We start from the raw sequence: 26,007 nt of genomic DNA, 5'->3' as shown, positions 1-26,007 counted from the left end.
CGTTAGGGCACAGGGAGCGCCGGAGCCGGAATTTCACGATCAGCTTACTTACTATTTGCGGGCCAGGCACAAGGGTCATAAATGAGCGGCATTCAATATGCCCTTGCCACGCCCCCGCAGCGCGTGCATACTAAATGAACGTCATTCATTTAGTGACGGTCGTCTCACTGGAGAAATCATCATCATGATCGAAATAACCTGCCTCAACGCGCCTGCTTCGCTCGCCCGGACAGAGCCGTCCGGACGTCCAGCCTTGAGGGTCGGCGTGGTGCAGCACCGCTGGCACAGCAGCGCCGCCGCACTCCACGCGGAACTCAACGACGGCATCGACCGTGCCGCCCGGCTGGGCGCCACCGTGGTGTTCCTGCCCGAGCTCACCCTCTCCCGCTACCCCGCAGACCAGGTTCCGGAGAATGACCTTGGGCGGCATTGCGAGGACCGGCCGCGCCCTTCCGACGCCGCCGAGGACCTGCTGACCGGCCCCACCTTCCGCTTCGCTGCCGAGGCCGCCCGACGGAACGGCATCACCGTGCATGCGTCGCTCTACCAGCGCGCCGGCAACCCGGACGGCTCGGATGACGGACTGGGGCTGAACACCTCCATCCTCGTGTCCCCGTCCGGCGAGCTCCTGGCCCGCACCCACAAGCTGCACATCCCGGTGACCGCCGGATACTACGAGGACAAGTTCTTCCGCCAGGGTCCGTCCTCGGAGGACGCCTATCAGGTCCACGCCCCGGCTGAACTCAGCGGCGCCCGGCTGGGCATGCCCACCTGCTGGGACGAGTGGTTCCCCGAACTGGCCCGCATGTACTCCCTCGGCGGCGCCGAACTGCTGGTGTACCCGACGGCGATCGGTTCCGAGCCGTTGTTCCCGGACTTTAACACCCAGCCCCTCTGGCAGCAGGTGATCGTGGGCAACGGCATCGCCAACGGCCTGTTCATGGTGGTCCCGAACCGCTGGGGCCAGGAGGGCAGCCTGAACTTCTACGGCTCCTCCTTCATCTCAGACCCCTACGGCCGCATCCTGGTTCAGGCGCCCCGCGACGAGTCGGCCGTCCTCGTGGCCGACCTCGACCTGGACCAGCGTAAGGACTGGCTGACGCTGTTCCCGTTCCTGACCACCCGCCGCCCGGACACCTACGCCCGGCTCACCGAGCCGGTCCGCCCGGAGGAGCCGTTCGGCAGCGAGGTTTCGACGGGCTCAACCAGCGGGGTTTCGGCAAGCTCAACCAGCGAGGACGCGACCTCAGCCAGCGAGTGGGTGAACGCATGAGCACGTGGTGCATGCCGGCCGAAACGGCGCGCCAGGAGCGGCTCTGGATGGCCTTCCCCACCGGCGGCTACACCCTTGGGGACACCGCCGCGGAGGCGCACGCCGCCCGCTCCGTCTGGGCCGCCGTCGCCAATGCCGCCGTCGAGTTTGAACCGGTCACCATGGTGGTGGACCCGTCCGACGTCGGAACCGCCGCCCGCTACCTGTCCCCCGCCGTCGAGGTGCTGACGGCGGAACTCAACGACGCCTGGATGCGCGACGTTGGCCCGACGTTTGTCCTGGACGGAAACGGCGCCCTGGGTGCGGTGGACTGGGTCTTCAACGGCTGGGGCGCCCAGGACTGGGCGAGATGGGACAAGGACTCGCTGGTCGCCGCCGAAGTGGCCGGCCGCTCCCGCGCCCGGCACCTCGTGTCCGAACTGGTCAACGAGGGCGGCGGCATCCAGGTGGACGGCGAGGGAACGGTGCTGGTCACCGACACGGTGCAGCTGGATCCGGGCCGCAATCCCGGACTGAGCAAGGCTGACGTCGAAGCTGAACTGGCCAGGACCATCGGCGCCAAAAAGGTAATCTGGCTGCCGCGGGGGCTCACCCGTGACTCCCAGCGGTTCGGAACGCGCGGGCACGTGGACATCGTTGCCGCCATCCCGTCCCCCGGCACCCTGCTGGTCCATTCCCAGCAGAACCCCGCCCACCCGGACTACGAGGTGAGCCGCGAAATCATCGGTTTCCTGTCCTCCACCACGGATGCCGCCGGGCGGGAATGGTCCATCATCGAGGTGCCGGCGCCCGTTGCCCTGACGGACCCGGAAGGCTTCGTGGACTACAGCTACATCAACCATGTGGTGGTCAACGGCGGCGTCATCGCCTGCACGTTCTCCGACCCCAACGACGAGAAGGCGCTCCGCATCCTCGCGGACGCATATCCCGGGCGCACAGTTGTGGGGATCGATGCCCGCGAACTCTTCGCCCGCGGCGGGGGCATTCACTGCATCACCCAGCAGCAGCCCGCTGCCATCTAGAAAGGGCCAGTCATGAGCCAAACCACGCGCCAGAGCATCCAGCCCGGCGGGAAGAACGCTTCACCGGCTGGCGAGGCAACGCACGGCATCACCGGGAAGGGCCTGAAGGGCGGGCAGCTGGGCCTCCTGGCCGTCGTCGTCCTAGGTATTTCGACCATCGCCCCGGCTTACACGCTGACCAGCGCCCTGGGCCCCACCGTGAATGAGGCAGGGCTCCAGCTGCCGGTGATCTTCCTCATCGGCTTCATCCCGATGATCCTGGTATCGCTCGCGTACCGGGAGCTGAACGCGGACTCCCCTGACAGCGGCACCACGTTCACCTGGGTCACCAAGGCATTCGGCCCGTGGGTCGGCTGGATGGGCGGCTGGGGCCTGCTGGCCGCCAACATCATCGTGCTGTCCAACCTGGCCGGGGTGGCGGTGGACTTCTTCTACCTCTTCCTGGCGCAGGTCACCGGGTCCCCGGAACTGGCGGACCTTGCCGCCAACAAGCCGCTGAACGTGCTGACGTGCTTCGTCTTCGTGGCGCTGGCCGTGTGGGTCAGCTACCGTGGCCTGCACACCACCAAGGTGGTCCAATACGGGCTGGTGGGTTTCCAGCTGCTGGTTTTGGGTCTCTTTGTCGCCCTGGCGTTCGCCAACTGGTCCACGTCCAGCACCGCCATCCCGTTCAGCTGGGAATGGTTCGACGTGACAAAGATCGAGACGTTCGGCCAGGTTGCCGCCGGCATCTCGCTGTCCATCTTCGTCTACTGGGGCTGGGACGTGTGCCTGACGGTCAATGAGGAAACGGCCAACGGGAAGAAGACCGCAGGCCTCGCCGGCACCCTGACGGCCGTCGTCGTCCTTGGCATTTACCTGCTGGTGACCATCGCCACCATGATGTTCGCCGGCGTCGGGGAAACGGGGATCGGCCTCAACAACGAGGAGAACCACGCGAACGTGTTCACTGCCCTGGCCTCCCCCGTCATGGGCCCGTTCGCCATCCTGATGTCGCTGGCGGTCCTGTCCAGTTCCGCGGCGTCGCTGCAGTCAACGTTCACATCCCCCTCGCGCAGCCTGCTGGCGATGGCGCACTACGGCGCACTGCCCACGCAGTTCAGCCACATGAGCAAGAAGTTCTCGACGCCGGGCTTCGCCACCGTCGCGGCAGGCCTGCTCTCGGCCGGGTTCTACGCCGTGATGCACGTAGTGAGCGAGAACGTACTCAACGACACCATCCTGGCCCTGGGCCTGATGATCTGCTTCTACTACGGGCTGACGGCCTTTGCGTGCGCCTGGTACTTCCGCGGCAGCGTCTTCAGCAGTGCCCGCAACTTCGTTTTGCGGCTGCTTTGCCCGCTGCTGGGCGGAATCGGCCTGACGGTGGTTTTCCTGCAGACCGCCATCGACAGCTGGGCCCCGGAGTTCGGCAGCGGTTCGGAGATCTTCGGCGTGGGGCTCGTGTTCGTGCTCGGCGTGGGGATCCTGGCCCTGGGGATCGTCTTCATGCTGGTGATGGCGCGCCTGCGGCCCGGCTACTTCCGCGGCGACACCATCCGCAGGGACACCCCCGCGCTGGTGGTTCCCGAATAGCGTTTCCGCCTGCACCAGCAGCGACGCCCCGCCTCCCGGCCTGAACTGGTCCGGGAAGCGGGGCATCGCTGCTTATGACTGACAGTCAGGAAACGGAACGTATGAGGACCCCTTTATCCCCAGCCGCTCGGCCCCTGCGCAGGCACCTCACCAGTAGTGTGCGACGTCGACGACAAGACGGGAGCCGGAGCCGGGACCGTCCAGCGTGTACACCTTGAACGGCAGCCGGGCGCGGACGCCGAGGCCAAGGGTGGTGTAGCCCTCGAAGCTGCCGGCCCACGCGACCTGCCGGAACGTGTGGTACCCGGACACCTTGGTCACCTCGGACCGGTTGGCCGGGATGAAGGTGGCCTTGCCGGTGGCATTGTCATAGGCCGGCGAGTTGATGGTGAGCTGCAGGAATGCGCCGCCGCGGAGCTTGATCGGCTGGCCTGAGCCTTCCTGGGACACCTTGGATACGTAGCGGACGTTGTAGCCTTTGGCTTTGCCCTTGAGATCGATCACGAGGCGGTCGAAGCAGTAGTGCTGCCCTGTGCGGACATTGGTGACAGCTGCGGTGCTCATGGTCTGGTTTGCCTTCGCCAGCGAGCCCCACACCTGCCCGCAGTAGGAGGCCGCCGAGGCGGAGCCCGGCGCCAGCAGGCCCAGTCCAACAGCCATAAGGATGACTGTGAGCCAGGCGGGAATTTTTTTCATTTGGCCACCCCTTTCGAGTGAGTGTTTGGATAGCTCCAGAATAGGAGCGCCAAAAGCACTTAACGAGGGATGTGGCCGGTTCGGGGCGCAACCGTTAATATCGCAAAAACCGGGTCACGGGGCCGTAATTCCCGGGGTTCTTTTCAGGGTTTCGAGAGACGTTCGTGGCCCTTTCTCCACGTTTCCGTTACCGCGGATAACGGCGTTGGTGGGGAAAAAGCGAGGCGCCGGCCTCCCCATCGGGAGCCGGCGCCTCGCGTGGCTTTGCTCTGAACGCTGCCTGGCTATGAAGGCTGCCTTGCCGCAAAGCGGGCAATGCGCGGAGGGCTATTTAGCCTTCGCAGTCGTGGCAGTACTTCAGGCCGTTCTTTTCCTTGGCTACCTGGGACCGGTGACGGACCAGGAAGCAGGAGCCGCAGGTGAACTCGTCGGACTGCTCGGGAACGACGATGACCGTCAGTTCCTCGTTGGAAAGATCGGCGCCCGGAAGGTCGATGCCCTCGGCGGTGTCGTTCTCGTCGAGGTCGATGACGGCGGTCTGGGCACCGCCGCCGCGGGACGCCTGGAGGGCCTCCAGAGACTCGGAGGGAGTCTCTTCTTCTGTCTTGCGTGGGGCGTCGTAATCGGTAGCCATAGCGTTGTTCACTTTCGTTGCTGCACAGCGCCATTCAGGCACCTCAGTGAAGCAGTTTAGGTCATAAAACGGCCACGTCAAGAATAGTGTGGCCAACGCGACACTAATCGGTCTTTTCCGCCCGTTCCGCGGCCTTGCAGGCGTCATTTGGGAGCCGGGCCGGACAGCAGGGCGGACTGGCGGGGCGCCGTCGTCGGTCTTAGCCTTGACCTGTTCCTGGATCTGACTACCGGCAGGCGGAGGCACCACATGGCGACGAAACTGAACCGCAAGGCACTGGAGCACGCACGCAGCCTCGTGAAGAAGGGGAATGTGGAGCGGGATGTCCGTGATGACTGGAGTGACCACGCGCCGTCAACGGACGACGAGAACTCCTTTATCGACAAGCACGGCTTCGACGAGTTCTCGAATTGGCACCTCGGCATAGATAGCGAAAAATCCGAGGGCACCAAGGGCAGTGTGAGCTTTCCTTTTGGAGACCTCAAGAAAGTCCACCGCTGCGCCATTATTTCGCTGGAGAGCAGGGCAGCGCAGTACGATCACGACGACATCCGCAAGGCCGCAAAGGACCTGCTCGAGGAGATTGACGCGGACTAGCCCCGTAAATGCCGCACGAAATAGACGTTGCCGGTGACTGCGAAGTCGTATTCGTGTTGTGGTGCCCGACTGTTGCCGCGGTGGGCGAACTGACCCCGCGCGGTGGGCAACGCCGTCGCTAGTGTGCGTACCCGGCGGCGGCTTCGGTGAGCGTTTTGCCCTTGGTCTCCGGAGCCAGCCACTGGGACAGCGCGGCACCGGCGAGTGCGACACCGGCGGCAATCAGCATGGTCGGGCCGGACCCGAGGGCTTCCATGGACATCGGCAACAGGAAGGTACCGATGCCTGCCCCGACCCGGCTGATGGCGGCCGCGAAGCCGGTTCCGATCCCGCGGATCTCCGTCGGGAGGACTTCGCCCGGGTAGACGTTCGTCAATGTGTTGTACCCCGCGTTGAAGAACGAGAAGACCAGGAACAGGACGAGCACGACGGGTGCCGGCGCTCCGGCCCACAGTCCGATGATGCCGAGGACGACGGCGCACAGCCACTGCGGCGGAACGGTCAGGGTGCGCCGGCCGGCCTTTTCGATCAGCAGGAACGTGATCACGACCCCGGCCAGGGCGACGGCGGAGAGCCCCACTCCGCCGGCGAGTCCCCCGGCGAGGCCGTACTGTTCCAGGACGCTGTCGGCGAAGGTGGCGATCGCGAAGTACGGAGTTACGGCGCAGAACCAGAACCCGGAGATGAAGAGCGTGGAGCGCCAGTACTCCCTGGAGAACAGCATCCCGAAGCTGCCCTTGCGGACGTCCTCGTGCTGGAGGTCGTCAAGCGCGTCGTCCGGCATGTACTTGTAGGCGAGGGCGCGCGCTTCATCCTTGCGGCCCACGCTCCACAGCCACCGCGGTGACTCCGGCATGCCGAGCCGGCCCAGGAAGAGGGCCACTGCGATGAACGTGCTGGTCCCCAGGATGAAGTGCCAGCTGAGATCCGTGTACTCGTTCAACAGATGGCCGATCAGGAACGCGATCATGAAGCCGCCGTACCAGGCGATCCCCATTGCCGCCATGAGCCGCCCCCGCAGGTGCGTTGGCGAGAACTCGGCCATCAGGGGCCAGCCGACCGCGTACTCGGCACCGATCGCGATGCCCATCAGCAACCGCACAATAATGAGCAAGGTCGGCGAGTCGACGAAAAACTGCATTCCCGACGCGATGGCGAACAGGCCGATGTCGAACATGAAAATTGGCTTGCGGCCCCACTTGTCGGAAGCCCAGCCACCGATCGGTGAGCCGATCAGGATGCCGATCAGAGCTGACGCGGCGATCAGGCCCTGCCAGAACGCGGTCAGCTGCAGGTCCTCGGCCATCCTTCCCGACACCGGTCCGATGATGCCTAGGACGTAGCCGTCCAGGACCATGCCGCCGATCAGGACTGTGACCATTCTGATCAGGAAGCGTCGCTTGCTCGCCGATGAGTCCGTACTCCGATGGGCGGTTGGGTTCTTCATGGATGACATGGTCACTCCTGGCAGGTTGGGATGGACGAGGCGGCTTTTGCCGTGTTCGCGACATTGAGAAGCTGGCATTCGCGCAATTTGACCTCCCGGTCAATGAGGGGCACTGCGTGCGTAAGGCTGGGTGGCGGTGTGGGAAGCGGCTCGGGGGTCCGCCCTGTCTGAGGGCGGACTACCGGGGCCACCGGCCCCGACCATGAGGCCGGGGCCGGTTCGGCGGTACTGACGAAAGGACCGGGCTAGCCTCAGCCGCGGTTGTACATGACGTGTTTGGTGCGGGAGAAGTCCTCCAGGGCATAGATGGAAAGGTCCCGGCCGTAACCGGAGCCCTTGAAGCCGCCCCAGGGCATTTCGTTGGCAATGACCAGGTGCGAGTTGACCCAGACAGTGCCGAAATCGAGCCGGCGGGGAGCGGAAAGCGAGCGGGCGGAGTTCGTCGTCCACACCGAGGCGGCCAGCCCGTAGACGGTTTCGTTCGCCCTGGTGATGGCCTCCTCGTCGGTGCTGAAGGTCTCCACCGACACGACCGGGCCGAAGATCTCGTTGCTCGCAATCGCGGCACCGGCAGGCACATCAGTGACAACGGTGGGTTCGATGAAGTAGCCCGGACCCTCCAGGGCGTTGCCGCCGACGGCGATCGTTAGCCCGTCCTTGCGGATCTCCTCCAGTGCGGCCAGGACCCGCTCATAGTGGGCCTTGGAGATCATGGAACCGATTTCGACGTCGTCCCCCGCACCGGGGGCGCCGACCGAAATCTCGCTCACTTCGCGTATCAGCAGCTCGGTGAACTTCTCCGCGACCGACTCATGGACCAGGACACGGCACGCCGCACCGCATTCCTGCCCGCCGTTCCAGAACCCTGCCTCCCGTACGCCCTTGGCGGCGGCTTCCAGGTGGGCGTCCTCGAACACGACGACGGGTGCCTTGCCGCCCAGCTCCAGGTGCACGCGCTTGACGGTGGCGGCTGCGCTTTCGGCAACCTTCTGGCCGCTGCCAACGCTTCCGGTGATGGCGACGAGGTCAACGTCCGGGTGCTCCGAAATACGGTTACCCACCACCCGGCCGGAGCCGGTGACGATGTTGAGGACGCCGGCAGGAACCTCGTCGGCGATGAGTTCGGCCAGCTTGAGCGTGGTCAGCGGAGTCTGCTCCGACGGCTTGAGTACCAGGGTGTTGCCGGCGGCCAGGATCGGGGCGATCTTCCAGGCAGCCATCAGCAGCGGGTAGTTCCACGGGGTGATCACGCCGACCACGCCCACGGGCTCACGGAAGACCACCGAGGTGTGGTTCTCTGCATAGTCGTCAGCGCCGAGCGTGGTGAAGGCACGGGCAGCGCCCGCGGAGAACCGGAAGGTGTCGATCGCACTCGAGATGTCGTCCTCGGCCACGGCCGCGGGCTTGCCGGTGTTGACAGCTTCCAGGGTCTCGAGCAGCTCGCGGCTGTCCTCGATGATGTCCGCGATGCGCAGCAGGACCGAGGAACGATCCTTGGGGGTCTTCGCCGCCCAGTCGGCCTTGGCCGCTACGGCAGCCGCGACGGCGGCGTCGACGTCCTCGACCGAACCGGAGGGGACCTGCATGATGGTTTCCTCGGTGGCCGGATTCACCACATCGGCGGTGGCATCCGAAACCGGGGCGACGAACTTCCCGCCGATGAACTGGCCGAAGGGCGGGAGGCACGGCGTGGGCGCGTCCCCCGTCCGGCGGACGGTGAACAGTGCTGTTTCTGTCGTTGCCATGGACTATCCCACCTTTACGTTGAGGGCGGAGAGGGCCTGCTCGACGCGGGCGAGGTCCTCGGCGGTGAGGTCTGCAGTGGGGCGCCGGGGCGAGCCGGCCGGAAGGCCCTGCAGGGTGAGGCCGGCCTTGACGGCCGGGATGAACGGGACGGAGAGGAGGGCGTCGATGACCGGGTACAGCTGCTTCCACAGTTCGAGGGCGCCGGTGAGGTCGCCTTCGGCGATGAGGCGGCTGACGGCGACGATTTCGTTGGGGACAACGTTGGCCGTTCCGGCCATCACGCCCGCTGCGCCCTCAGCAAGTGCGCTGTAGAGGTAGACGTCCCAGCCGATGAAGGTACCAATGACATCGGAGTGGTGGTGGATCAGCTGCAGCGCCTGTTCCCAGTTCGCGCTGGAGTCCTTGATGTACTTGATGTTGTCTACTTCTTCGGCCAGCGCACGGACCGTGGCCGGGTCCAGGTTGACGCCGGTGACGGCCGGGATGTTGTAAAGCATCACGGGAATGCTGACGGACCGGGCGACGTCCTTGATGTACGTGACCGTCTCCTCCAGGGACAGCGGCTCGTAGTACGGCGTGATGAGCATGAGCACGTCGGCACCGGCCTTTTCGGCCGCCTGCGACAGCCGGACGGCCTCGGCGGTGGAGGTGGCGCCGGTGTTGGCGATGACGGGCACGCGGCCGTTCGCCTGTTCGATGACGGTGTTGATGAGGAGCAGCCGCTCCTCGGAGGACAGGGCACCGACCTCGCCGGTCGATCCGGCGGCGACGACGCCGTCGACACCGGCGTCGATGGAGCGGTCAACGATGAGCCGCAGGGTGTCGACGTCGAGGGCGCCGTCCTGCTTGAAGGGGGTGGACAGGGCGGTCAGGACACCGCGGAGTTCGTTGGACATGAATGATTCCTCTTCTTAAGTACGTGGTTTGTGTACAGGTGGAAAACGATGTTTAGGTTCAGGCGACGATCGAGAGGCCGGAATGCGGTGGCGCCTGGCGGTGGGTGGCCAGCAGGCTTGCGGCCTCCTGCGCTGCCGAGAACCCGGTGGTGATGGAGCTTTCGGTGTAAAGAGTTCCGAGGTAGTCGCCCGCCAGGAACACGCGGTCGGTGCCCCGCATGAGCGTGGACTGGAGCTTGGCCCTGCCGGGGAAGCAGTAGGGGGACGCTACCTTCCAGCGGTCCGTCTTGGCCTCGACGACGCTGTCGGCGAAACCGTGGCCGAGGACCTGGTCGAGGTCGGTGAGGTGGGTCCTGATGACTTCCTCGTCGCTCTTGTCCAGCAAGGCCTTCCCGAGGCTGGCCGGCGAGAAGGTCATGAAGCTGCCGCCGGGCTTCCGCACAGACTCGGTACCGCGGACGATGCTTGCCTGGTTCAGCGCGATCGCGAACGAGCGCTTCGGCGCCGCGATGGCGTAGATGTCGTCCCACGGCCGGGCCGAGGTCTCGTTGGTCAGGAACGCAGTGCTGACGTGCGGGCCGTACTTGATCTGGCCGAGCGCACCGCGCAGGTCCTCCGGAAGGTCCACGCCCACCCGGTGGGTCACGTCAGCGGTGGTCGCGAGAACAACGGTGCGGGCCTCAACTTCGTGGTCCACACCGCCCTGGGTGTAGCGGACGACGACGGATTCCTTCTTGTGCACGACCTCCTGAACGGCGGCACCGAGCTGGATGCGGTCACCGAGGGAGGCTGCTACCGATTCGGTCAGGGTGGACGGGCCACCGACGATGCCCTGGCTGAGGCCCTGGCCGATACCCAGCACCAGGCTGAAGTATCCAATGCCGGCGCCGGCGGAGATGTCGTTCATGTCACCGGCCGAGCGGGTGACAGTGGTCTTGAACAGCGCGGCCGCGTCCTCTGACAGGTCTCCGATGAAGTCCTGGAACGAGCTGCTGTTCTCGAAGTCGTAGATGCGCTGCTGCCGCATCGCACCGGACTCCCCCGCACGCTTCCGGACAACGCCCGTGTACTTGGCCACGCCGCTGACAACCTTCATGCCGGCCTTCAGCGTGTCGATGCGGGACGACAGGGACATCGGGATGCGGAAGGGGTACGTGGCGATGTGCCCCTTGCGGATGAACTTTCCGTTCATCGACAGGGCCTGCAGGGAGCCCGGAATGTTGACCGAAGTCACGCCGACCTCGTTGAGCAGGGAATCGGTGGAGGATCCTGGGCCGGCGAAGACGTGACCGCCCCAGTTCAGCCAGTAGGCACCCCGGCGCTCCGAGCGGATCCGTCCGCCGACGCGGTTTTCGGACTCCAGAACAACGGTGTCCCAGTGCCGCAGCCGCCATGCTGCTGACAGGCCGGCGAGTCCAGCGCCGACGATCACTACATCTTTCATGATTTTGAACTTTCTTACTCAGGAAATCCGGGGTGCCGGGCGGGCCAACTTCGGAAAGGCGTCCGGCGGCGGGGAAAGTATGGGGGTAATGCGTTCCAGGAGCGGGGTGTGCCCCTTGTCACAATTTAAAGATACATCATTGTATGATTAATGCAATAGCTTTTTGCTGATGCGCGAAAGTGCTACGGAGGACCGGACGGGGGCAGCGCCACCGCGGCAGATCGGCCTGACCTCACCACAACGACCCCGGCCGGTCGCCTCACAAGGTGACCGGCCGGCGTCGTACTTTCCTCATCTCTCCCGAGTTTTTGTCCAGATAATGGCCCCTAACCCCTTCGTAAGTCGCGATACGCGGACAAAAACTCCTTACGTTTCGGCCCGGAGGCGTGGAAGAGCCCCCTCGATCGCCTTACCCGTTTGCGGCAGGATGTGACTCATGGCAATTGATGTGCGCGCGGTGCGCGAGCAGACCCGTGGGGTTCTGAACGTGGCCCACCTGAACAATGCGGGAAGCTCGCTCGTCCCCCGCCCCGTGGCGGAGACCGTGGTGGCGCATTTGCGCCGTGAGGAGGAAATCGGCGGCTATGAAGCGGCGGAGGAGGTGGCCGGCCGGCTGCAAGATGTCTATTCCTCTGTAGCGCGGCTAATCGGGGCACGGCCGGACGAGATCGCCCTTGCCGAAAGCGGCAGCCGGGCGTGGGCTGTGGCGATGCACAGCTTTCCCTTTGTCGCCGCCTCACGGCTCCTGATAGGCCGCTCGGAGTATGCGGGGAACGTCATCGCGTTGCGGCAACTCGCGCGCCGACGTGACCTGCAGATTGTGGTTCTCGACGACGACCCTTACGGGCAGGTCGATGTGGAACATCTTCAGCGGGAGCTGGAGCGCGGAAACGTGGCCATGGTCGCTTTGACGCATGTGCCCATGGCGGACGGCCTGGTCAATCCGGCAGCGGAGGTGGGCAGGCGCTGCCGTGCTGCCGGGGTGTTGTTTGTGCTCGACGCCTGCCAGTCGGTGGGCCAGATGCCGCTGGACGTGGAGTCTCTGGGCTGTGATGTATTGGCTGGAACAGGGCGGAAGTTCCTCCGGGGACCGCGTGGCACGGCTTTCCTCTATGTGCGTGCCTCGGTTCTGGGCAGGTTTGACCCGCTCGCCCTGGACGGGCTGTCTGCCTATTCCTCCGGGGCCGAGGGGCTTGAAGTTCGCGGCGATGCCCGGCGTTTTGAGAGCTGGGAGGCCAGCATCGCCGGAAGGCTGGGCCTGGGCCGGGCCGTTGATTATGCCCTGGACCTGGGCCTGGACGCTGTGCAGCAGCGCGTGGGCTCGCTGGCGGAGCAACTGCGGACAAAGCTGGCGGCGGTTCCGGCGGTTACTGTCCACGACCACGGCATCACCCGCTGCGGCATCGTGACATTCTCCGTGAAGCGAAGGGAGGCGGGAAACATCAGGGCACGGTTGGCGGACCACCGGATCAATGTCTCGGTGGCTCCGCGGCCCTCAGGCGAGGTCCAATCCATCCTTACCAGGAGCCGGTACGTGCCGGAAACGGTGGTGCGCGCATCAGTGCACTACTACAACACCGAAGACGAGGTCCTGCGGCTGGTTGACGTCCTTCGGTGAGCGGGCCTGTTCCGCCGCATTGTGTGGGCGCAGCAGGACAGCCTAGACGGCTTCCGCGAGCGTCATGGCATAGCGGTTCTGGCTGTCGGTCCATTGCCCTGCGATGCAAAAACCGGCTGCTTCGAGCTCGGTGGCGACTCCTTCGAGCCGGAACTTCGCGGAAATCTCGGTGCGAAGTTCCTCGCCTTCGTCGAACCTGACATCCAGGCCCACACCCGGCAAACGCACGAGCATCGGTTTCGTCGCCCGCAGCCGCATTTCAATCCATTCTTCCTCGGGCATCCAGACGGCGACATGATCAAACGCCATCACCTCGAAATCGGCACCCAGCTGGGCATTGAGGACGCGGAGCACGTTCCGGTTGAACTCGGCGGTGACCCCCTCGGCGTCGGCATATGCCGGAACAAGGATGTGCGGAGACTTCACCAGATCCGTACCAAGAAGCAGCGAACCGCCCTCTTCGCCGAGCAGCTCGCGGATCCCCACGAGAAAGCGCGCCCTGGCCGCCGGCTCAAAATTGCCGATGGTGCCCCCCAGAAACGCCACCATCCGGCGCCCATCCTGCGGGAGCACGTGCAACTGGGTTTCGAAGTCCGCTGCCACTGCCTCCAGCCGAAGGTCGGGGAAGGCGGGCGCCAGCTCGTTGCGCGCATCCAGCAGTGCACTGTCGCTGACGTCCACCGCGACGTAGCGGCGAAGAGGTCCCGCCTTCCGCAGGGCATCCAGCAGCAGCGGGGTTTTCCTGGACGATCCGGAGCCGAGTTCGATCAGCGTTTCCGCCGGGCTCGCGGCCGCCATCTCGGCGGCGAAGAGCTCCAGCACTTCACGTTCAGCCCGTGTCGGATAGTACTCCGGCAGGTCCGTGATGCGCTCGAACAATGCGCTGCCGAGTTTGTCATAGAACCACTTGGGCGGCAGCGTCTTGGGAGACGAGCCCAGCCCGGCACACACATCGGCGCGCAGGGTTCGCTCCAGGTGGTCCGGGGGCAGGTGGTGGACGATGTCGCTGCGGTCGGCGTCGAGGCTCATGTGGCTGCGTGTTCCTTTGTGAGAGTCGGAATGGGACGAACGTCGATGTGGCCGCGGGCGGCGGTCAGGAGGGAATTGTCCGGGACCTCCTGCCACCCTGGGCCTTCATCGGAAGGCTCGCTGGCGACGACCACGCCTCCGGGGCCGGTCCGCCAAAAGAGACTGTCGCCGGCGGCTGTAGCCGCGATGGCGGTGCCGTCGGTGAGCAGAAAGTTGAACCTGCCGCCGGCGACCGAGGAGACAGTGTTCACCACCTGGATCAGTGCCTCACCCGCGGCGGCGCCCGCGGCGAGCCGCTCCAGAACAAGGGCCCACAGGAACGCTGAATCGACCTGCGCCTCAAGGGCCAGCAGCCGTGAGGGCGGGAGCGAAGCGGCCAGTTCTTCCAGCGCATGCGGCCAGTCCTCCACCCGGCCGTTGTGGCTGAAGAGCCAGGGTCCGTGCGCATACGGTGCAGCCGCTGACTCATCCGGGGTCATCCCCGGTGTTGCTGACCTGACGGCTGCCAGTACCGCCCCGCTGGAGGTGACCCGGGCGACGTCGGCAAAGGACCTGTCCGCCCAGATCGGGACGGAACGGCGGTAGCGGGCGGGCACGGGATCGCCCGGGGCGTACCAGCCGACGCCAAAACCGTCGGCGTTGATAGTCCCGTACCGCTGGCGGCGCGGTGCCCACGACTGCGCCAAGAGCCCATGGCTTGGGACGAGCAGGAGTTCGGCCAGCGGCATCGGTTCCCCGATGTAGGCGAGATGACGGCACATGGGCTACTGGTCCTCCGCCGGTGACGCGTCGCGCGCCGTGCGGAATCCGGTAAAGATCTGCCGGCGGATCGGGTAGTCCCAGTTCCGGAAGGTGCCCCTGCAGGCGGCAGGATCCACGGCCCAGGACCCGCCCCGCAGCACCTTATAGTCGGACCCGAAGAACACCTCGCTGTATTCCGGATACGGGAACGCGGTGAATCCCGGATACGGGCGGAAGTCGCTGGACACCCATTCCCAGACGTCACCAATGAGCTGCCGCACCCCCAGCGGCGAGGCTCCCGCGGGAAAGGACCCGGCCGGGGCCGGCCGGAGCGCCGCCCCGCCAAGGTTGGCGTGATGGGGTGCAGGATCGTCGTCACCCCAGGGGTAGCGCCGGGACCGCCCTGACCGGGGATCATAGCGCGCCGCTTTTTCCCATTCTGCTTCGGTCGGGAGCCGGCGCCCGGCCCAGCGCGCGTACGCGTCGGCTTCGAACCAGCTCACGTGCTGCACCGGCTCATCGTCCGGAACGCGTTCCACGACGCCGAACCTGGTCCTGCACCACCCGTCGCCGTCGCGTTCCCAGTACTTGGGAGCCACCAACCCGGCTTCAATGCAGTGCTTCCAGCCGTCCTGGCTCCACCAGCAGGAGTTCCGGTAGCCACCGTCCGCAATGAAGTGCCGGTAAGCGCCATTGGTCACAGGGACGGTATCAATCCAGTAGCCGGGCACATTCACGGTATGGGCCGGACGTTCGTTATCCAGCGCCCACGGTTCTACCGACGTCCCCATGGTGTACTCCCCCGCAGGGACCAGCACCTCCTTGGGCAAAACCTGCAGGTCCGAGGGCCGGATGCCGGCCTCCAAGGGCTGGCCGTGGAGGACCGGCGCGCCGGTCCGGAGCTGGTGCGTGGCGAGCATCGTTTCGTCGTGCTGCTGCTCGTGCTGGATGATCATTCCGAATGCGAAGCCCCGGTGCACAAGAGGTGCGCCCTCCAACGGCGTCCGCTCCAGGATGTCGAGCGCCTTGTCCCGGACCTGGGCGATGTACCTGCGGGACTCCGCCGGTGAAAGCAGCGGCAGCGAGGGCCGGCTGCTGCGGGAGTGCTGGAACGCGTCGTACATCTGGTCGATATCGCACCGCAGCGGTTCCATCTTCCCCACATCGCGTACCAGCCAGATCTCCTCCTGGCTTCCTACATGCGCCAGGTCCCACACCAGCGGTGACATCAGCGGCGAGTGCTGCCTGAGCAGATCTTCGTCGTCGCAGTCGGTCAGGGCATGGGTGCGGTTCCGGGCACGTTCCAGCCCTTCGGCGATGAACGTCCTGAGGGTTTCGGGGTCGGCAGGGGCCCCGGGAAGGTCATCTGGCATCAACGTAAGCCTCCCTCGGTTCCGCTTCGGCAAACCAGCTGCCGGTTCTGTGCCACAGGTCCAGCCGCTCCTGGGCTGGGCTCCGGCCCAGCGCCGTATTGCGCTCGATGAAGTCTTCGGTCCGGCTCCGGGTGGTGGCGTCCGCCCCCAGGCGCGGCAGCGCGTTGAGCGCCGCCTCGGCGCACAACCGGGCGGCCACGGCGAGAGCAGAATTCGACAGCCCCTCGCGGGCGGCGGTTCTCATCGGGTCATGCAGCGAAGCAAGCGGTGTGCAGGCGTCTGCGGCGAGGTCGGCAGCGTGTTCGTCGTCCATGAGCGCGGTGACTATCGCCGTGACGGGCTCCCAGTCATCGCCGGCCTGTGCATCGATCACCCGGAGTTCCATGAACCCACGTGGACGGACGGGCGGAAAAAGGGTTGTGAGGTGGTATTGCAGATCGCTCAGTTTTGCGGGCCTGGGCCCGCTCCCGCGCAACCAGTCCCGCATCGTCAGCCCCGGCGGCGGATCCCAGCAACGCCCCTGTGACGGGATGCAGAGGACCAGCGCGTCGAGCGCGTAGCGCGCCCACGCGGATCGGGGATCCTCCGAACCGGGGACGGCGGTGACGGCGGCGGTCCGGGTCGGGTCAATGCCCAGCCAGGTGCGCTGACGGTTGCTGTGCCATCCGTTGGGGACGCCGTGCAGGAAGGGCGAGTTGGCAAACATGGCGATGAGGACGGGGAGGAGATGATGTAAACGTGCCCAACGTTGCGCCGCGCCGGTGGATCCGGGGCTGTCGAATCCGGCTTCCAGTGAAATCTGAAGTGAAGCGGTGGAGCACATCATCGTTCGTCCGGCGGGACCGAAGCCGTCGAAGTGCCGCTCCATGGAGGCGTAGCGCGGATGCTCCAGTGACCGCACCGCCGGGCGTCCAGCATCCAAAGCGACCGGACCGCAGAACAGGCCAGCGTCCGAAAGACGGGTCTCAACGGCTGCAAGGTCTTTCCGCGTCGCGGCGATGAGGGCGGGAAGGCCGGGGGCGCAGCCGGAGCTCACCTCCAGCTGGCCGCCGGGTTCGAAGGTGATCGTTCCCCCGCCGGGCAGCGCCCCCGCCAAGGGCGCCATGGCCTGGCGCACACGCGCAACCGTAACCGGGGCCTGTGGATCAACGAGGTCGTGGACCAGCCGTTCGACCTCCACCCCGGCAGCACCCGGCGGTCCGGTCTTGAAGCACACGGAGGCCACATACACTTCGGCGTCGGACTCGGAAAGGGGGCGGATGTCGCGCCCGGCCTGCAAAGCGGAGGTCACGTGTCACTCCTTCGACGTCGGTGTCTTCTGGCGGCAAGCTAAACAGCCCCCTTCCGGCCTTGTCAACGGTTTATGCGCGCGCGCAAAAGTGCTACGGCGAAGTAGATGAATGCCCGCCCACGGCATGTCGGCTGACCCCATCAGAACGACGGCGGGTGGCGCCTCAGGGGTACCGCCGTCGTTAGTGTGCGTACCCGGCGGCTGCTTCGGTGAGCGATTTGCCCTTGGTCTCCGGGGCGAGCCACTGGGACAGCGCGGCTCCGGCCAGGGCCACGAAGGCGGCGATCAGCATGGTGGGACCGGGCCCGAGGTTCTCCATCGACAGCGGCATCAGGAACGTTCCGATGCCGGCCCCGATCCGGCTGACAGCGGCGGCGAAACCCGTCCCGATCCCCCTGATCTCGGTCGGGAGAACTTCTCCCGGGTAGACGTTCGTCAACGTGTTGTAGCCGGCATTGAAGAACGAGAAGACCAGGAACAGGACGAGCACGACGGGTGCCGGCGCTCCGGCCCACAGGCCGATGACCGCGAGGACGACGGCGCACAGCCACTGGGTTGGAACGGTCAGGACCCGGCGTCCGGCCTTGTCGATCAGCAGGAACGTGATGACCACCCCGGCCAGGGCGACGGCGGAGAGCCCGACGCCGCCGGCGAGGCCCCCGGCGAGGCCATACTGGTCCAGGACGCTGTCGGCGAAGGTGGCGATCGCAAAGTACGGAGTTACGGCACAGAACCAGAACCCGGAGATGAAGAGCGTCGAGCGCCAGTATTCCCTGGAGAACAGCATCCTAAAGCTGCCCTTGCGGACGTCCTCGTGCTGGACGTCGTCAAGCGCGTCCTCCGGCATGTACTTGTAGGCGAGCGCACGGGCTTCATCCTTGCGGCCAACGCTCCAGAGCCAGCGCGGCGACTCCGGCATGCCGAGCCGGGCCAGGAACAGGGCCACCGCAATGAAGGTGCTCGTTCCCAGGATGAAGTGCCAGCTGAGATCCGTGTACTCGTTCAACAGATGGCCGATCAGGAACGCGATCATGAACCCGGCATACCAGGCGATGCCCATGGCACCCATCAGCCGGCCCCGCAGGTGCGTGGGCGAGAACTCGGCCATCAGGGGCCAGCCGACAGCGTACTCGGTGCCGATCGCGATGCCCATCAGCAGCCGCACCACCAGCAGCCAAGCCGGCGAGTCGATGAAGAACTGCATCCCCGATGCAACCGCGAACAGGCCGATGTCGAACATGAAGATCGGCTTGCGGCCCCACCTGTCGGACACCCAGCCGCCCAAAGGCGAACCGATAAGGATGCCGATCAGGGCGGCGGCGGCAATAAGTCCCTGCCACACCACCGTGAGCTGCAGGTCCTTGGCCATCGTCCCGCTCACCGGTCCGATGATGCCCAGGACGTAGCCGTCGAGGAACATCCCGCCAATCAGGACCGTGACCATCCTGATGAGGAAGCGTCGTTTGCTTGCTACTGAGGCCGGGCCCCGTTGGGCTGTTGGATTCTTCATGGATGACATCGTCGTCACTCCTGCAGGTTGGGGAGGAAAGAGTGGTTTTGGTCTGATGGCGGCAGTTGCGCCGTCCGGGTCGCCGTGGGGGGCGCTACGGCCGGGAAGCTGAACGTGCCCCGGGTCGCACACTAAAAATACATCATTGTATGATTAATGCAATAGCTTTACCTGACTTACCGATAGCCCGGCCGCGGCATCTGCTGCACGCTGGAGGTTAAGGTAGGTCATGACCCACGATATTCACGCCGCCCCGGAACGTGCACCGATCCTGGCTCGGCTCAAGGCCGCGGGCGTGCCCGTTGACGTCTCGGGCCGCCGGTTGGCAGAGTACTCCTACGACGCGTCCAACTACCGTGTGCCGCCGCTTGCTGTCGTTTTCCCGGGCAGTGTTGAAGACGTCGTCGCCGTCGTGGCGGCGTGCCGGGAAACCGGAACGCCGCTGGTCAGCCGGGGCGGGGGGACGTCGATGGCCGGGAACGCCATCGGTCCGGGCCTCGTGCTGGACTTCTCGCGGCACATGAACCGGATCATCAGCATCGACGAACGAGCCGGAACAGCGGACGTTGAACCCGGCGTCGTACTGGCCACCCTTACCCAGGAGGCTGAGAAGGCGACGGGCGGGAGTCTGACGTTCGCCCCTGACCCGTCGTCGAAGAACCGCGCCACCGTTGGCGGTTCCATTGGTAACGACGCGTGCGGCAATCACTCGGTCCGCTACGGCCGGACCTCGGACCATGTGGTGGAGCTCGACGTCGTCACGTCCGGCGGCGCCCGGCTCACCGCCACTGCCACGGGACTGCGGGCAACGTATCCGGCCGATGCCTATTCCGTCTCGGTCGCCTTCCAGCTCGCTGAAGACCTCAAGCAGCTGGCCCAGGACAACCTCGCGGCGTTCCGCGTCGAGCTTGGCCGCATCCAGCGCCAGGTCTCGGGCTACCCCCTGGCCAACCTCCTGCCCGAACACGGATTCAACGTCGCCCGGGCACTCGTCGGCACCGAAGGCACCTGCGCCGTAGTGGTCCGGGCCCGCATGAAACTGGTCCCCAAAGCCCCCAGCGCGCTCCTCGTGTGCCTGGGCTACGCCGACGTCGTGGATGCCGCCAAAGACATCGAGACGATCCTCGAATTCTCCCCGGCAGCCGTCGAAGGCGTCGATGAAGCCATCGTCGACACCATGCGGCTGCGCCGCGGCTCCGACTCCGTCCTCGGCCTTCCCGAAGGCAAGGCCTACCTCTACGTCGACCTGGACGGGGACAACCCCCACGATGTCGCACAGGAAGCCAGCCGGCTGCTGGAGCGGCTGGCCGCCAACGGCCGCCTCGTCGACGGCCGCGCCGTCCCCGACACCACCGAACGCGCCACTCTCTGGCGGGTCCGCGAAGACGGCGCCGGCCTGTCCTCCCGGCCCGCCAGCGGCGGGGAATCCCAGCCAGGGTGGGAGGACTCCGCCGTCGCCCCGCAGAACCTGGCCGCCTACCTGGCCGGCTTCCGGGACCTCCTGGCGGACTGCGGCCTGACCGGGATCATGTACGGGCACTTCGGCGCCGGGTGCATGCACATCCGGATCACCTACAACCTGCGCAGCGAGCAAGGCCGCAGCGTGTTCCGAAAGTTCACCCAGGCTGCCGCCGAACTCGTGGTACGCCACGGCGGCTCCCTTTCCGGTGAACACGGCGACGGCCGTGCCCGGTCAGAGTTTCTTCCCGTGATGTACTCCCCCGCGATGATCGCCGCGTTCGAAACCTATCGCAGCCTGTGGGACCCGGCCGGGATCCTCAACCCCGGATCCATCACCGACGCGGACCCGATCGACTCCAACCTTGCACTGGACGGCATCCCGGAGCGCGAGTGGCGAACCCACTTCGAACTCCGCCCCGTCAAGGCAGCAGCCGCCGGAGCCGACAAGTGGGTGCACGCAGTTCAGGCGTGCATCGGCGTCGGCCGGTGCCGCTCCGACGCCGGAGGCGTCATGTGCCCCAGCTACCGGGCGACAGGGGACGAAAAGGACTCCACCCGCGGCCGCTCCCGCGTCCTGCAGGACATGGTCCGGGGTGCCCGCAGCATCGACGACGGCTGGAAATCCGAGGACGTCCGCGAGGTCCTGGACCTGTGCCTGGCCTGCAAGGCGTGCTCGAATGACTGCCCCGCCGGGGTGGACATGGCCACCTACAAGTCCGAGTTCTTCTCGCACTACTACAAGGGCAAGATGCGGCCCGTGTCGCACTTCTCCCTCGGCTGGCTGCCGCGCTGGCTGAAAATCACCACGCTCATCAGCCCGCTCGTGAACGCCGTCATGGGTAGCCCGCTCGGTAAGGTTGTTGCCTCCGCGGGAGGCCTCACCACCAAGCGTTCCATGCCGCGGTTCGCGTCCCACAAGATGCTCCGCGACGCCCTCGAACCGTTCGGCACGAACAACGGGACGGCCGACACGGTCCTCTTCGTCGACTCGTTCACCAAGGGCTTCCGGCCGGAGGTGGCGGGGGCAGCCGCCCGCGTCATCGAAGGCACCGGAAGGCAGGTCGGCTGCGAAGCCGATGCCTGCTGCGGCCTGACCTGGATCTCCACCGGCCAGTTGGGCATCGCCAAGAAGATGATGGCCAAGGCCGTGGCAAAGCTCGACGACGGCACCGATGCGCCGATCGTCGTCATCGAACCCAGCTGCGCCGCCGCGCTGAAAAAGGACGCCCCCGAATTGCTTGGCACCGACGCCGCCAAGCGGGTCTCGCACCGCATCCAAAGCTTCGCCGAGGCCGTCAAGGGCTGGGTCGACGGCGGGTGGCAGCCGCCCGCCGTCCCCCAGGCCGTGACTGTCCAGACGCACTGCCACGAATACTCAACCTTCGGCGCCACCGTGCAGCGCAAGGCACTGGCGGCCCTGGGCGTGGCCGATGTCAAGGAAGCAACCGGCTGCTGCGGCGTCGCAGGTAACTTCGGGTTCGAGGCCAACCATTACGACATCTCCATGAAGGTCGCCGAACAGGCCCTCGCACCCGCCCTTACCAAAACGGCGGCAGACACACCGGTCCTCGCCGACGGCTTCAGCTGCGCCATGCAAATCAAGCAGCTGGACCCGGAACGCAAGAGCCTGCACCTCGCCGAACTCCTCGACCCCCAAGCCGCTGATGCTCGGAAAGGCAGCGCAAGTAGGGACAATTGACGGCTTGGATGGCTGTCGGCAGAACGGAGCAGGCCCGGGCCGATCTGAGGTCAAAGGAAAAATGGAGCCCCCTGTCGGATTCGAACCGACGACCCCCGCTTTATTTTTCGGCGCTAATCGCCGCCCGGAACTGGGGCTCTCAAACGCCGAATCTAGCGGTTTTGAGGGCAACGGTAAACAATGAATAGTTGTCCTTTATTGCTGATTGGGGCGAGTAAAGGGTGAGTTGGTTGCAATTGCTTGTGGCTTCCCCCTGCCCCCTGCGTCCGCCACCGCGTCCAACAAAGATGCCTCCTCCGCTGGTGAGTCGAATTCAGAGAAACTCCACGTGCTCCTTCACGGCGAGACGTGTCCGAGAGCGCGTGATGTAGGCAGACTCCCTCAACAGCAAGAGCGCCCAGCTTTAGTCGAACCCGACTAAGCCTGCACCGCACGCCAAAGTGCACGCATTGTCGCTTCCGCTCGTGATCACGTGCCTATGACGATCTCGGGAGCAATCTTTTGGGCGACAGGAGTCCAGAGGTCGATTTCAATATTTGGTGATTCGATACTCACTACCAGAGAGTATCGACTCCGCGTTCACTCTGATCGAAGGCGCCCCTGTCCTTCCACGATCCGGCGACTGGATAGACGGCGATTGCCTCCTTATTGGCGAGTTCGACTGCTGGGCGCGTCCAGATGTCCGTATGCAGCGACCCTGGCGCCTGTTGTTGATTCGTTGCGAACAGCCACCGTTGCTCCGAGTCACTGCTGACTTGAAGTCGCGCTTCACCTTCGGTTCGGGCTCGGGTATTAATGCGTTTTCGAAAGTCTTGAATGCTCTCGGTGGGCCGCCGAACTGCGAATCGGAGTCCGTGAGAAGGGTAAACATATCGTCCTGAACATCCTCTGCTGGATGGATTTGGCTCGATGTAATAAGAGGGTGACCCGCAGCTTCACTTCTACTTCTCCCAGGTCCTCCAGTTCGGCTTTGGGCCATGGAAGGGCATGAAGATTCATCTCTCGGGCCTTTCCGGAGTTGGAGGAGCCCCCCCCCCGTTCATAGGGCCGGATTTGCGCCTCGGAGATCAGAGTAAGAGCGTCGCAGCGCTGCGAAGGGCTCTTTCGCCACTCGGTACGCCCATGCCATATCGGCGCAGTCTGCTTACGTTTTCTGTTTTCGTTCTGGCGCCATCCATCTCAGCCAGCATCTCAGGAGTCCACTCTGCCGAATGAACAACAAGGGCCCGTACAGTCTCCGGACGCAGGTCTGGATACGCCGCCATCACGCGAGGAACCGGCGGCGTCCATGCCTCTCTGGTCGTATTGGTGCATGGATACGAACGATCATGCTGCTGAACCGTGGGCTGCGTGGGAGAGCCTACAACCGGGGCAGGAAGTGGAAGTCCGGGAACCAGGCCGGGCTCTCGGAGCAGGTGTCATAGATGACCTGACGCCTGATGGCTTGATCGTGTGGGTCTGGCTCAATGGGCAGTCTCCGCGCGGATGTTCCTCGGAGGAGATCCCGTAGTGATCCTCCCGGAGGTTCCTGACGCTTTCTAGGCCTCGTCAGGGATCTTGGCCCTTTGGGCCAGGTCGGCAGCCCGCGGCCGGATTCCCTTGTGGAACAGCATGCCTTCGGGCAGCCCCTGCACCTTGGCAGTGGAACCGGAGATGTCAATGGTGATCCGGCTGTCTGCCATGGGGGCGTTGGTGATGTGCAGCTCTCCGTATGATGCAGGCAGCACGGGATCCAACCAGAGGCCGCCGCGGGCAACGTCGGCGTAGTAGCCCATCAAATTCTTCACCAACTGGATGGGCGTGGTCGCGGCCCAGGCCTGCGGTGAACATGCCGTGGGATAGGGGACGGGCTCGTCGAATTGCTCCCGACTAAAGCCGCAGAATAGTTCGGGCAACCGCCCTTCCGAGTACTCAGCCGCCTCAAACAGGGCCGTGGAAACCCGCTGCGCCTGCTCCACGAACCCGTAGCGCACGAGTCCGTTAGCGATGATCGCATTGTCATGAGGCCAAACTGATCCGTTGTGGTAGCTCGCAGGGTTGTAGGCCCCCATGTCGCTCGCCAACGTTCGTACGCCCCAGCCACTGAACATTTCCGGGGACATGAGCCGTTCGACAACAAGAGGAGCTTTGTCCTCGTCGATAATGCCAAACATCAGGCATTGGCCCATGTTGGAAGCGCATGCATCGACCGGCCGCTTGTGGCCGTCCAGGGCGACGGCGTAGTAACCCCTGTCGGGCAGCCAAAACTGTTGGTTGAACTGTCTCTTTAGCCGCGCCGCGAGGTCCCGGTACTCGGCCGCCAGGTCCATGTCGCCGGCGTCGTAGGCTATCCAAGAGCGGGCCAAATACGCGCTGTAGACATAGCCCTGCACCTCGCACAATGCAATTGGTGGCTCGGCCATCCTGCCGTCGGCAAAGTTGATGCCATCCCAGGAGTCCTTCCAGCCCTGGTTAATAAGCCCGCGGTCGTTGAGCCTCGCGTACTCAACGAAGCCGTCGCCATCCTTGTCCCCGTAGTTGAGGATCCAATCCAATGCCCGGTCGACGTGCGGCAGCAACGCAGAAATGGTTTCTGCGGCGAAACCCCAGCGGCTGACCTCGCCGAACAGAGCCACAAACAGCGGGGTGGCATCGACGCTGCCGAAGTAAGTAGATTTACCTCCCAGCGCCAGTCCGCTGGAGACGTCGAACCTCACTTCATGCAGGATCTTGCCCGGTTCCTCTTCGCTCATCTCATCCACAACGTCCCCTTGACGGTCGGCGAGAGTCTGGATGGTTCCGAAGGCCAAGGAAGGATCTACCGGCAGTGCCATGAGGGACGCCCAAAGCGAGTCGCGTCCGAAAAGGGTCATGAACCACGGGGCACCGGCGGCCACGACCACCCGTTCCGGGTGGTCGTGGTCCTCAATGCGAAGTGCACCCAGGTCGTCATAGCTGCGCCGCAGTGTCCGCTCAATGGAAGGGTTGCCGATGTGCAGTACGGGAATTTTGGACACCCACTCCTGGCGGCGCCGGTCGCGAGGAGACATTTCTCCTTCGTTCGGGCGAAGAAACGGCGCCGCGGGACCGCCTCCGTCGGCGAGGGGTACGGCGGTCACGGTCGCGCTCCACTCTCCGTTCGGAGGGACGCTGATCCGGTAAATCAGACCATCAGCGTCAATGTCGGCTCCCTCAGCCGACACCAGAACGCCTTTCCGAATGTCCTGCCACCCCGCCCGAATGGTGAGTGAATCACTTTTCGTTTCACGGGACTCTTCCCAGCGCCGCTGTATGCGTGCTTCCTTCACTTCGAAAAGATCCGCGAAGTCTGCCTCGACCTGAAGGGCAACCAAGCACTCGACAGCCTCACGCGAGTAATTCCGAACAGTGATCAGTTCCAGGAATCCCGCGCCTACCTCCCGTAGACGTTCAATGATTAGCGGACTGTCCGCATACCCATCAGAGCGCGCCACACGTCCGACAAACAGGCCGCGATACGGCTCCATTGCCTTCGCCGCCAGCGGTTCCAATGGCGCCCCATTGACAGATAAGTTCCAGCGGGACAGAACACGGGCGTCGTGGACGAACAGCCCGTGGGGGTATTCCGGGGAGATGTCACCGTTGGCTGATGAGATGCAAAAGGATGAGCCCTCAACCAAGGTGACCGAGCCGACCCCCACGGGACCGGCGGCAGTGTCAGCATTCCATCCAGCCATCCCGGCTCCTTCAACGGATTGACTTCAACGGCTCCGCGCTACAGGGATCTGAGCCCATCGCCTGCCAAAGACGCTACGCGCGCGGGCCACTTGATGCCACACCTAATAGCAACCGGATATTCGGTGGAGCCCTCCGCGGCGATATCTTCAGCACTAAGCGGATGCACGGCATACTCGGGTATCCCGTGCACCCGCACTGGACGAGTCCCCTAATCCGCCGACTCCGTTGCTGCGGCGGCCAGAGGACTTACCATCCGTTC

General features: G+C 65.0%; 18 protein-coding genes and 1 tRNA gene. 6 read left to right on the top strand and 13 right to left on the bottom strand.

The annotated features are described in order from the left end of the window. Positions 1 to 184 precede the first annotated feature (184 nt). From LFT45_RS04950 to LFT45_RS04940, 3 genes are read left to right on the top strand one after another with little or no spacing between them, the layout of a single operon-like run. Positions 185 to 1,273 (top strand): nitrilase-related carbon-nitrogen hydrolase, encoded by a 1,089-nt coding sequence (locus tag LFT45_RS04950; protein WP_236807135.1) that lies wholly within the window; start codon positions 185 to 187, stop codon positions 1,271 to 1,273. Further along, positions 1,270 to 2,295 (top strand): agmatine deiminase family protein, encoded by a 1,026-nt coding sequence (locus LFT45_RS04945; protein WP_236807133.1) that lies wholly within the window; start codon positions 1,270 to 1,272, stop codon positions 2,293 to 2,295. Before LFT45_RS04950 ends, LFT45_RS04945 begins: the two co-directional genes overlap by 4 nt. A gap of 12 nt (positions 2,296 to 2,307) precedes the next feature. Continuing rightward, a complete protein-coding gene (locus tag LFT45_RS04940) occupies positions 2,308 to 3,870 on the top strand; it encodes an APC family permease (protein ID WP_236807131.1) in 1,563 nt (520 codons plus the stop codon). A 147-nt stretch (positions 3,871 to 4,017) separates the two neighbouring features. On the opposite strand, the gene LFT45_RS04935 is transcribed toward LFT45_RS04940, so the two are convergent. Both LFT45_RS04935 and LFT45_RS04930 read right to left on the bottom strand, forming a co-directional pair. After that, positions 4,018 to 4,566 carry an AMIN-like domain-containing (lipo)protein gene (locus LFT45_RS04935; protein ID WP_236807128.1) on the bottom strand — a complete coding sequence of 183 codons (549 nt, stop codon included), beginning with the start codon at positions 4,564 to 4,566 and terminating at the stop codon, positions 4,018 to 4,020. A gap of 331 nt (positions 4,567 to 4,897) precedes the next feature. Next, positions 4,898 to 5,200, bottom strand: a complete 303-nt coding sequence (locus LFT45_RS04930; protein ID WP_102973153.1) for a DUF4193 domain-containing protein — start codon at positions 5,198 to 5,200, stop codon at positions 4,898 to 4,900. A gap of 249 nt (positions 5,201 to 5,449) precedes the next feature. Here LFT45_RS04930 and LFT45_RS04925 point away from each other — a divergent pair, with 249 nt between their 5' ends. Next, complete coding sequence (locus LFT45_RS04925; RefSeq protein ID WP_236807126.1) at positions 5,450 to 5,797, top strand: hypothetical protein; 348 nt, start codon at positions 5,450 to 5,452, stop codon at positions 5,795 to 5,797. A gap of 118 nt (positions 5,798 to 5,915) precedes the next feature. Here the strand turns inward: LFT45_RS04925 and LFT45_RS04920 are convergent, their stop codons facing one another. The 4 genes from LFT45_RS04920 to LFT45_RS04905 all read right to left on the bottom strand — a co-directional run bounded on the left by LFT45_RS04920 (position 5,916) and on the right by LFT45_RS04905 (position 11,330). After that, positions 5,916 to 7,244 carry an MFS transporter gene (locus LFT45_RS04920; protein ID WP_236807124.1) on the bottom strand — a complete coding sequence of 443 codons (1,329 nt, stop codon included), beginning with the start codon at positions 7,242 to 7,244 and terminating at the stop codon, positions 5,916 to 5,918. A 251-nt stretch (positions 7,245 to 7,495) separates the two neighbouring features. Beyond that, positions 7,496 to 8,989, bottom strand: coding sequence for an aldehyde dehydrogenase family protein (locus tag LFT45_RS04915; protein ID WP_236807122.1), 1,494 nt, complete (start codon positions 8,987 to 8,989; stop codon positions 7,496 to 7,498). A 3-nt stretch (positions 8,990 to 8,992) separates the two neighbouring features. Next, positions 8,993 to 9,886 (bottom strand): 4-hydroxy-tetrahydrodipicolinate synthase, encoded by an 894-nt coding sequence (gene dapA / locus LFT45_RS04910; RefSeq protein ID WP_236807120.1) that lies wholly within the window; start codon positions 9,884 to 9,886, stop codon positions 8,993 to 8,995. 58 nt (positions 9,887 to 9,944) lie between these two features. After that, on the bottom strand, positions 9,945 to 11,330 hold the full coding sequence (locus tag LFT45_RS04905; protein WP_236807118.1) for a protoporphyrinogen/coproporphyrinogen oxidase: 1,386 nt from the start codon (positions 11,328 to 11,330) through the stop codon (positions 9,945 to 9,947). A gap of 436 nt (positions 11,331 to 11,766) precedes the next feature. Here LFT45_RS04905 and LFT45_RS04900 point away from each other — a divergent pair, with 436 nt between their 5' ends. Further along, complete coding sequence (locus LFT45_RS04900; RefSeq protein WP_236807116.1) at positions 11,767 to 12,948, top strand: aminotransferase class V-fold PLP-dependent enzyme; 1,182 nt, start codon at positions 11,767 to 11,769, stop codon at positions 12,946 to 12,948. 42 nt (positions 12,949 to 12,990) lie between these two features. Here the strand turns inward: LFT45_RS04900 and egtD are convergent, their stop codons facing one another. The 5 genes from egtD to LFT45_RS04875 all read right to left on the bottom strand — a co-directional run bounded on the left by egtD (position 12,991) and on the right by LFT45_RS04875 (position 18,892). Further along, the gene (gene egtD, locus LFT45_RS04895) at positions 12,991 to 13,977 is read right to left on the bottom strand and encodes an L-histidine N(alpha)-methyltransferase (RefSeq protein ID WP_236807114.1); all 987 of its coding nucleotides are present in this window, start codon (positions 13,975 to 13,977) and stop codon (positions 12,991 to 12,993) included. Next, positions 13,974 to 14,738, bottom strand: a complete 765-nt coding sequence (gene egtC, locus LFT45_RS04890) for an ergothioneine biosynthesis protein EgtC (protein ID WP_236807113.1) — start codon at positions 14,736 to 14,738, stop codon at positions 13,974 to 13,976. The genes egtD and egtC overlap by 4 nt, the downstream gene beginning before the upstream one ends. A 3-nt stretch (positions 14,739 to 14,741) precedes the next feature. Continuing rightward, positions 14,742 to 16,091 (bottom strand): ergothioneine biosynthesis protein EgtB, encoded by a 1,350-nt coding sequence (egtB, locus tag LFT45_RS04885; RefSeq protein WP_236807111.1) that lies wholly within the window; start codon positions 16,089 to 16,091, stop codon positions 14,742 to 14,744. Further along, positions 16,081 to 17,382, bottom strand: a complete 1,302-nt coding sequence (locus LFT45_RS04880) for a glutamate-cysteine ligase family protein (protein ID WP_236807109.1) — start codon at positions 17,380 to 17,382, stop codon at positions 16,081 to 16,083. Before LFT45_RS04880 ends, egtB begins: the two co-directional genes overlap by 11 nt. Positions 17,383 to 17,563: 181 nt before the next feature. After that, positions 17,564 to 18,892: an MFS transporter gene (locus LFT45_RS04875; protein WP_236807107.1), complete on the bottom strand. Its 1,329-nt coding sequence runs from the start codon at positions 18,890 to 18,892 to the stop codon at positions 17,564 to 17,566. Between the two features lie 229 nt (positions 18,893 to 19,121). Between LFT45_RS04875 and LFT45_RS04870 the strand changes: the two genes are divergently transcribed. Next, entirely contained in the window at positions 19,122 to 22,052 is a 2,931-nt protein-coding gene (locus tag LFT45_RS04870) for an FAD-binding and (Fe-S)-binding domain-containing protein (protein WP_236807105.1), read from the top strand. Between the two features lie 62 nt (positions 22,053 to 22,114). Here the strand turns inward: LFT45_RS04870 and LFT45_RS04865 are convergent. Together LFT45_RS04865 and LFT45_RS04860 are read right to left on the bottom strand one after the other, a co-directional pair. Continuing rightward, a tRNA-OTHER gene (locus tag LFT45_RS04865) sits at positions 22,115 to 22,189 on the bottom strand. Positions 22,190 to 23,590: 1,401 nt separating this feature from the next. Next, complete coding sequence (locus LFT45_RS04860; RefSeq protein WP_236807103.1) at positions 23,591 to 25,747, bottom strand: amylo-alpha-1,6-glucosidase; 2,157 nt, start codon at positions 25,745 to 25,747, stop codon at positions 23,591 to 23,593. Between the last annotated feature and the right edge of the window lie 260 nt (positions 25,748 to 26,007).

The organism is Arthrobacter sp. FW305-BF8, from assembly GCF_021789315.1.
Classification (GTDB): Bacteria; Actinomycetota; Actinomycetes; order Actinomycetales; family Micrococcaceae; genus Arthrobacter.
Note: the sequence above shows the minus strand (reverse complement) of the source record. Positions and strands in the feature narration are given on the sequence as shown.

Bases quoted from the DNA above. Each gene is read 5' to 3' on its own strand.
- LFT45_RS04950 (WP_236807135.1), top strand. From the start codon at position 185: ATGATCGAAATAACCTGCCTCAACGCGCCTGCTTCGCTCGCCCGGACA.
- LFT45_RS04945 (WP_236807133.1), top strand. From the start codon at position 1,270: ATGAGCACGTGGTGCATGCCGGCCGAAACGGCGCGCCAGGAGCGGCTC.
- LFT45_RS04940 (WP_236807131.1), top strand. From the start codon at position 2,308: ATGAGCCAAACCACGCGCCAGAGCATCCAGCCCGGCGGGAAGAACGCT.
- LFT45_RS04935 (WP_236807128.1), bottom strand. From the start codon at position 4,566: ATGAAAAAAATTCCCGCCTGGCTCACAGTCATCCTTATGGCTGTTGGA.
- LFT45_RS04930 (WP_102973153.1), bottom strand. From the start codon at position 5,200: ATGGCTACCGATTACGACGCCCCACGCAAGACAGAAGAAGAGACTCCC.
- LFT45_RS04925 (WP_236807126.1), top strand. From the start codon at position 5,450: ATGGCGACGAAACTGAACCGCAAGGCACTGGAGCACGCACGCAGCCTC.
- LFT45_RS04920 (WP_236807124.1), bottom strand. From the start codon at position 7,244: ATGAAGAACCCAACCGCCCATCGGAGTACGGACTCATCGGCGAGCAAG.
- LFT45_RS04915 (WP_236807122.1), bottom strand. From the start codon at position 8,989: ATGGCAACGACAGAAACAGCACTGTTCACCGTCCGCCGGACGGGGGAC.
- dapA (WP_236807120.1), bottom strand. From the start codon at position 9,886: ATGTCCAACGAACTCCGCGGTGTCCTGACCGCCCTGTCCACCCCCTTC.
- LFT45_RS04905 (WP_236807118.1), bottom strand. From the start codon at position 11,330: ATGAAAGATGTAGTGATCGTCGGCGCTGGACTCGCCGGCCTGTCAGCA.
- LFT45_RS04900 (WP_236807116.1), top strand. From the start codon at position 11,767: ATGGCAATTGATGTGCGCGCGGTGCGCGAGCAGACCCGTGGGGTTCTG.
- egtD (WP_236807114.1), bottom strand. From the start codon at position 13,977: ATGAGCCTCGACGCCGACCGCAGCGACATCGTCCACCACCTGCCCCCG.
- egtC (WP_236807113.1), bottom strand. From the start codon at position 14,738: ATGTGCCGTCATCTCGCCTACATCGGGGAACCGATGCCGCTGGCCGAA.
- egtB (WP_236807111.1), bottom strand. From the start codon at position 16,091: ATGCCAGATGACCTTCCCGGGGCCCCTGCCGACCCCGAAACCCTCAGG.
- LFT45_RS04875 (WP_236807107.1), bottom strand. From the start codon at position 18,892: ATGAAGAATCCAACAGCCCAACGGGGCCCGGCCTCAGTAGCAAGCAAA.
- LFT45_RS04870 (WP_236807105.1), top strand. From the start codon at position 19,122: ATGACCCACGATATTCACGCCGCCCCGGAACGTGCACCGATCCTGGCT.
- LFT45_RS04860 (WP_236807103.1), bottom strand. From the start codon at position 25,747: ATGGCTGGATGGAATGCTGACACTGCCGCCGGTCCCGTGGGGGTCGGC.